A 4,268-nucleotide genomic window follows, 5' to 3' on the forward strand; every position below is an offset into this window, starting at 1 on the left:
GGATTCGTCGAGATGCGCGGCACACTCGACGCCGCGGCGACAGGGCAGCAGCACATCGTTGAACTCCTCGAGGGCTGGTCACGCTGACGCCGGCGACGCGACGTAACGGCCCAGCCGTGACGGGGGCGGATTTGTCAGTTCAGTCGGCAGTATCCTTGACACATGTCCGTACTTGAGCGCATCACCGTCGACCCGGAGATAGTTCATGGCCGTCCGGTGATTCGCGGCACTCGTATGCGCGTCGCGGATGTGCTCTCGTTGCTCGCAGCCGGGGCATCCGAGCAGGAGATTTTAGCCGACTACCCGTATCTGACCGCCGACGATGTCAAGGCGTGCCTTCAGTACGCAGCAGCGCAGGCCGACCATACGATCCTGACCGCGTCGTAGCCCGTGCGGTTCCTGATCGACGCGCAGCTCCCGCCGGCACTCGCGCACATGCTCATCGAGCATGGCCACACTGCGGAGCATGTAGGGGTCGGCTTAGCAATGGAACGAATTTGGTTGTTTTGCGATTTCCGAGGGTTACGCGGGGATGCGTAGCGGGCGGTGGCCGTCGCGGCGGAGCTCGGCATCGATGTCGAGGGAGTAGGTGCCGTAGAAGTTGATGTGATCATGCTGGGCCGGCGTCAGGTGCGCCGCAGTCTCGTCACTGACCTCGATGCCATCTGCCCGCAGGGCGTCGATCGTGTCGCCGAGATAGGTGGTGGTCCACAGCACGCAGGCGTTGGTGACCAAGGTGAGGCACAGTGCCTGATCGATTTGGTCATCGAGATGACGTCGTCGGACGTGGCCTTGATGCGCGAAGAACAGGTCACGCCGCAGCGCATGCAGACTTTCGCCCTTGTTGAGCTGACGGCGTACCCGGCGACGTAGTTCTTCGTCTGCGACGTAGCGGCAGGCGTAGAGCGTACGGACGAGTCGCCCGTACTCGTGCAGCGCCTTTGCGAGCGTGCTCTGCCGACTGCTGGCGTGCAGCTTCGCGATGAGCAGACTCGCGGTGGTGTGCCCGAAATTCATCGACGCCACCAAACGCAGCAGATCATCCCAGTGGTCGGCGATCAGCTGGGTCTGGATTGGCTGGCCGAGCAGCCGCCCGGCGTGCGGGTATCGAGCGCGCCAACTGGGGGCGGTCCCCAGGCGGTAGAGCTGAAGTCGGCCGATGTCACGGATGTGCGGAGAGAACTGCAACCCGGCCAAGTGGAAAATCGCGAACGTCACAAGGGTCTGTCCGGCGGTGTCGACGGTGTGCTCGCCGAGAGGCAAATCCGTTGGGTTGCCGAAGATCTCGTCCAGCACGGCGACGGCCTCGCGCCAGGTGGTCGGGATGACCTTGGTGCCGTAGGTGGAGTGTTGATCAGAGACGTGGGTGTAAGTAGTGGTGCCCTCGTCGAGGAAATAGCGTGACAACGCCCGGGCAGTCAGACTGCGGCCACGCTGCGGGAACCGTTGCCCATCCGACGACGACAGCATCCCACCGCCCCACAGCGCGGCCAGCGGGTGCTTGTGGTGTGCGTTGACCAGACGGGTGTTCGCCGCCCGGAGCGTCTCTTGGCGTAGGTACCACTGCGACGTCCAGGCCAGGGCGTCTTCGGAAATGCCCGAAGCGTCGGCCATCCCGGCATAACCCAGGTTGCAGGCGTAGGCGACCAGCGACGCATACAGGTTGCGGGTGAGATCGGGGTTGCGTGGTTGCGCCTCCGTGCCTGGATCCGCCAAGACCGTCTCCAACGTCGCGACTGCCGCGTGCAACTCATGCTCGAGTCGATCGAGCGGCCGGGACACGCTGGGGTCAGTGCCGGTGACGGTGCAGAAGTCGTCTCGCTGCCCGGACCACCGATCCGGCGGCAGCAGCAAGGTGGACGGATCGGTGTAGCGGCGTGAACCGGGCACCCATAGGTCGCCGGAGCGCAGCCCGGCCTGCACCCCATAAAGGACGCTCAGTTCCCAGTAGTGTCGGTAGGCGGCGCCGCGGCCTTGACCACGCGCGGCGTCGAGGTAGCCACGCCAGCGCGCCGGCACGAACACCGTCGCCGCGGCGGTGGTCGCCTCGTCCGGGACCGCGGTGCGGGCGGCGGCATTGAGCCCGCGCAGCACCTCGACGGCAGTGAGCAGAGCCGTGACCGACGGGCTGGCGGTGTTGCCGGTCAGCGGAAGCGCGGCGATCACGACAGGGGTGAACGTGCGCAGGTACTTGTAGCGGGCGGCCAGCAGGTCAAAGCGGCCATTGGGTCAGACCCCCGTGAGTCGGCCCTCCTCAGCCGTGGGAGGTTCGAAGTGGTCGAAGTGTTCGGCGGCGAGTTCTTCGGTGAGTTCATAGTCGTCGGCATGACTGCCACGCCTGGCCCGGACACGATCCAGGACCGTTTCGCGGCCAGTGGCCAGATAGATGGTCCCCGGCACGACGCCCGTGGGTCGCAGCAGCTGAGGGTAGTCATCACGCATCCGACGTGACCAGAACCAGAAGTCAAGAACGACATCGCTATCTGCGGCAACCAGCCCCAGCAGCCGATTGCGCAGACCGGCCTCGATCTCGTCGCGGACAGACTGGGGCAGCGCCACCGACGAGATCCCACGACGCCACATCTCGGCGTCGAAGGAGAGCCGAACGAAACCCTCAGCCTCCAAACGCTGGGCATACGTCGACTTCCCCGAGCCCGAAGGACCGAACATGAAGATCACTCGGCTCACGCACGGACCGTATGTCCCTTCCGGCCAGCGTGGGCGAACCGGCTCGGCTGCGGCAGCGTGCGCATCTGCCGCGAAGCTGCCCTGTATCGGAAGCGGACCGCCGCTATCCGGGAGCTGGCGGCGAAGCTACCCTTGTTCTATGGCACCGCCGCGTGAGATCGAATTCGTCTTCGAGCCCCAAGCCGAGGGTGGCTACCACGTGTACGCCCCGGACCTGCCCGGACTACACACGCAAGGCGACGACCTCGACGAGGCGACCGAGAACGCCCGTGAAGCACTCGCCTTGTACGTCGAGGGCCTGCACGACGACGGTCAGCAACTGACGAGCGGCGTCATACGTCGCACGCTGCCCGTGCCTGCGTGAGCCAGCGGCTCCCGGTCGTCTCTGGGTTGCAGCTGGTCGCTGTACTGCGGAAGGCTGGCTGGGAGTCGGTACGCCAGCGGGGAAGCCACGTTCGGCTCAAGCACCCAGACCATGACCTCGCGCTCGTCGTGCCGCTGCACCGAGAACTCAAGCGCGGCACCCTCGCAGCGATCCTTCGAGACGCGGGCATGAGCCAGGACGAACTGCGTCGACTGCTTTGACCGCTCCCGCCCCCATGCCGGAGGTCACTGTTTGCGGATCGGCCTGTGGGAGGGCCGCGCGCTCACCTGGCTGGAGTCGGCGGAGATCGGTAATCGAGGACGGCCAGGTTGAGTTTGGCGAGTCGGGCAGGGTCGGCGATGACCTCGTAGCGGGTGATCAAGCCGTCGCTGATGGTCACCGCGAGGGCCAGACGGAGGCGACCCTGGGGGCTACGACGATGCCCACCGCGCCGTCGATGAGCGCCAGCTCGGCCTCGGATGCTTGGCGGCCGATGACCACTGTTTCCTCCACAACGGCCTGCGCGCCGCGGATCTGGGTGGCCATCCCAGCAGGTAGTGACGCGGGGTCGGCTTCGCGGATCACATCCGGTGCCAGCACTGCTAACAGTGCACCGATGTTTCCCTCGCGGGCGGCGACGAGGAACGCTTGGACGACATGCCGCTCCTCGGCGAGTCGTGCGGCCGGCTCGATGTGTGGAGCCTTCACGTGGGCGCGGGCGCGGCTGGCCAGCTTCTTTGCCGCGACCGGGGAGCGGTTCACGACAGCAGCGATCTCCTTGAGTGGGACGGCGAACATGTCGTGCAGGACGAACGCGACCCGCTCGATGGGGCGGAGCCGATCCAGAACCACCAGCAGCGCTCGGCCGACCGAGTCGGCCAGCACGACCTCCTGCTCCGGATCGGTCCTGGTGTCGTGTTCGGGCCATGGCTCCAAGTCGGCGGGCTCCCGGACCTGTTCTCTTCTGATGCTCGCGTCCTCGCCGGCGCTGCTGATCGTGACGTCAGCGAGTTCGATAGTGAGCTGCGTGACTTCCGCCAAGCCACCGGCGCCGGCCTTAACGCCCTTCGCGAGGACAGGAACGACCTCCGCGAGGACATGAACGACCGCTTCACCCAAGTAGACAACGGATTCGTCGAGATGCGCGGCACACTCGACGCCGCGGCGACAGGGCAGCAGCACATCGTTGAACTCCTCGAGGGCTGGTCACGCTGAC

6 protein-coding genes and 1 pseudogene are annotated in these 4,268 nt (G+C 66.0%); 4 read left to right on the plus strand and 3 right to left on the minus strand.

What is annotated here, in order from left to right; all coding sequences use genetic code 11:
- Positions 1 to 162: 162 nt before the first annotated feature.
- Positions 163 to 387, plus strand: a complete 225-nt coding sequence (locus tag AC2VON_RS04100) for a DUF433 domain-containing protein (RefSeq protein WP_486951793.1) — start codon at positions 163 to 165, stop codon at positions 385 to 387.
- A 135-nt stretch (positions 388 to 522) separates the two neighbouring features.
- Here AC2VON_RS04100 and AC2VON_RS04105 read toward each other — a convergent pair whose 3' ends face one another.
- Together AC2VON_RS04105 and AC2VON_RS04110 are read right to left on the minus strand one after the other, a co-directional pair.
- The gene (locus tag AC2VON_RS04105) at positions 523 to 2,166 is read right to left on the minus strand and encodes a Tn3 family transposase (RefSeq protein WP_486951794.1); all 1,644 of its coding nucleotides are present in this window, start codon (positions 2,164 to 2,166) and stop codon (positions 523 to 525) included.
- A 63-nt stretch (positions 2,167 to 2,229) separates the two neighbouring features.
- The gene (locus tag AC2VON_RS04110) at positions 2,230 to 2,688 is read right to left on the minus strand and encodes a P-loop nucleotide/nucleoside kinase family protein (RefSeq protein WP_486951795.1); all 459 of its coding nucleotides are present in this window, start codon (positions 2,686 to 2,688) and stop codon (positions 2,230 to 2,232) included.
- A 139-nt stretch (positions 2,689 to 2,827) separates the two neighbouring features.
- Here AC2VON_RS04110 and AC2VON_RS04115 point away from each other — a divergent pair, with 139 nt between their 5' ends.
- Both AC2VON_RS04115 and AC2VON_RS04120 read left to right on the plus strand, forming a co-directional pair.
- Positions 2,828 to 3,052 carry a type II toxin-antitoxin system HicB family antitoxin gene (locus tag AC2VON_RS04115; RefSeq protein ID WP_486951796.1) on the plus strand — a complete coding sequence of 75 codons (225 nt, stop codon included), beginning with the start codon at positions 2,828 to 2,830 and terminating at the stop codon, positions 3,050 to 3,052.
- Positions 3,049 to 3,273 carry a type II toxin-antitoxin system HicA family toxin gene (locus tag AC2VON_RS04120; protein WP_486951797.1) on the plus strand — a complete coding sequence of 75 codons (225 nt, stop codon included), beginning with the start codon at positions 3,049 to 3,051 and terminating at the stop codon, positions 3,271 to 3,273. Before AC2VON_RS04115 ends, AC2VON_RS04120 begins: the two co-directional genes overlap by 4 nt.
- Before the next feature lie 175 nt (positions 3,274 to 3,448).
- Here AC2VON_RS04120 and AC2VON_RS04125 read toward each other — a convergent pair whose 3' ends face one another.
- Positions 3,449 to 3,937: a sigma factor-like helix-turn-helix DNA-binding protein gene (locus AC2VON_RS04125; RefSeq protein ID WP_486951798.1), complete on the minus strand. Its 489-nt coding sequence runs from the start codon at positions 3,935 to 3,937 to the stop codon at positions 3,449 to 3,451.
- An 84-nt stretch (positions 3,938 to 4,021) separates the two neighbouring features.
- Here AC2VON_RS04125 and AC2VON_RS04130 point away from each other — a divergent pair.
- Positions 4,022 to 4,267: pseudogene (locus AC2VON_RS04130) on the plus strand (hypothetical protein); the annotation flags it as partial.
- Between the last annotated feature and the right edge of the window lies 1 nt (position 4,268).

It is taken from the genome of Mycobacterium sp. TH-M82 (assembly GCF_057473605.1).

What these genes read in the sequence shown, in the direction of transcription:
- AC2VON_RS04100 (WP_486951793.1), top strand. Translation starts at nt 163, where the DNA reads ATGTCCGTACTTGAGCGCATCACCGTCGACCCGGAGATAGTTCATGGC.
- AC2VON_RS04115 (WP_486951796.1), top strand. Translation starts at nt 2,828, where the DNA reads ATGGCACCGCCGCGTGAGATCGAATTCGTCTTCGAGCCCCAAGCCGAG.